Origin of the sequence: Phytoactinopolyspora endophytica (assembly GCF_004138495.1) — a bacterium.
GTDB lineage: Bacteria > Actinomycetota > Actinomycetes > Jiangellales > Jiangellaceae > Phytoactinopolyspora > Phytoactinopolyspora endophytica.
Window position 1 is genome coordinate 440,321 of record NZ_ML142849.1, and the last position, 1,929, is coordinate 442,249.

Here is a 1,929-nt window from a genome sequence, read left to right on the forward strand (position 1 = left end):
CAGGATCCCGGCCGCCCCTCGCTCCGGCTCCAGCCCCAGGCGAGCGGCCAGCGCCGCGACGCCCTCCCGCGCCGACGCCGCGTCGAGCGGGATCTCGCCGCCTAGAAGGTGCGGCGGAATCCGGCCCAACGCCAGATGCGCGTCGGTCACGGTCGGCTCGACGCCACCGGATCCGTAGCAGATCGGTCCGGGGTCGGCCCCTGCGGACTGCGGCCCGACCTTGAGCGTGCCCTCGGGGCTGACCCGCGCGATCGAGCCGCCGCCGGCACCCACCGTGACGACGTCGATCATCGGGATCTTGCTCGGGTACACGCCGACGGTGCCCTCGGTGGTCAACGCCGGGTGACCGTCCACGACGACGGTCACATCGGTCGACGTGCCGCCGCCGTCGAGGGTCAGGACACTCACGCGGCCGGCGGCCTCGGCGACCACCGCCGCCCCGAGAGCTCCGGCCGCAGGCCCGGACAGCACGGTGGTGATCGGCTGGTCGACGACCTCGTCCGCGGAAAGCACCCCTCCGTTCGACTTCATCACGTAGAACGGAACCCGGTCCCCGTCCGGACGGCCGGCTGTCCCGCTCAGGTCGGGATCGAGGCTTCCGTCGGGACCAAGCGCTCCGTGAACATCGAGGCTGCCACCACGATCGGAGCTATCGACCAGGTGGTCGAGCCTGCGTGCGATGTTCCCGACGTATCGGCGGATGCGGGGCTTGACGGCGGCATCCACCAGGGTCGTGACACTACGCTCGTACTCGCGATACTCGCGCAGTACCTCGGCCGAGATCGACACGATGGCACCGGGATGCTCCCGGGCGAGGACCTCACGCATCCTCAGCTCGTGGTCCGGGTTGGCGTAGCTGTGCAGGAAGCAGACACCGATCGTGGTGATCCCCCGGTCCCGGAAGAACCGTGCCGCGGCGACGGCGTCGTCCTCGTCGAACGGCCGGAACTCACTCCCGTCGAACGCCAGCCGTCCCCGCACCGTCCGGACCCGGTCGACCGGCACGATCCGCGGTGGCTTCACCCAGAAGTAGCTGTTGCCGTAGCCGTCGGGCACGGACTGCCGAGCGATCTCCAGGACGTGCTCGTAACCCTCGGTCGTGATGAACCCCAGGTCATCGACCTTGCCCTCGAGCAGCGCGTTAGTCGCCACCGTCGTGCCGTGCGAGACCGCCGAGACGGCGTCCGCGCCGAAGTCGAGCATATTCAGCGCCTTCTGGATTCCGGCCATGAACCCGTCCGCCGGATCGGCCGGGGTGGACGGTGTCTTGGTCGTAGCCAGCCGGCCGGTCCCCTCGTCGACGGCGACGACGTCGGTGAACGTGCCGCCGGTGTCGATGCCGATCCGGATCCGTCGCGGCATGACCGTACCTCCCAGCCGGGGTGTTGCCGAGTTGGCGCGCGACGCCACGCGGGGCGCGGCCTCACATTGCGATTCAACCGGCAGGTTTTGCCGGATGCCTCGGCAACTCCTGCCAACCATGGGCTGTCCCGGTTGGTGGGCCCGTGACCGGTCCCTCAGTCGGCGACGGCGCCGCAACTCACGTTGGCGACGGTTCCGGTCACGCCGCTCGCCCGGTCGGACGCCATGAGCGCCGCCACGTTTGCCAGCTCCTCGACATCCAGCGGACGCTCCAGCAGGCTGCCCGCGGCCACCATCTCCAGAAGCTGTTCCATGGAGATCCCCAGGCGTTCGGCCGCGCGAGCCCACACCCGGCCGACATTCGAGCCCGGCCGCCGGGCGGTGTCCGGCATCCCGGTGGGCCGCAGGCATACCACCCGTATGCCGCTCCCTCCAAGCTCGGCAGCGAGCTGCCTGCTGAGGTTCTCGACGGCGGCGGCCGCCTGGCTGAAAGGCCCGGTGAGCGCCGCAGGCGTCCGGCCCATCGGGTTCGACAGCGGCAGGATCACACCGGTACCTTGCGCGGAC

The 1,929-nt window shown here is 70.5% G+C and carries 2 protein-coding genes; both read right to left on the bottom strand.

Annotated elements, in window-relative coordinates; translation table 11 throughout:
- Nucleotides 1-1,362: hydantoinase/oxoprolinase family protein (locus ELR45_RS36495; protein WP_205855696.1), on the bottom strand; the 1,362-nt coding region annotated here is incomplete at its 3' end.
- A 155-nt stretch (nt 1,363-1,517) separates the two neighbouring features.
- A partial coding sequence (locus ELR45_RS01990) for an SDR family oxidoreductase (protein WP_205855697.1) occupies nt 1,518-1,929 on the bottom strand: 412 nt, incomplete at its 5' end.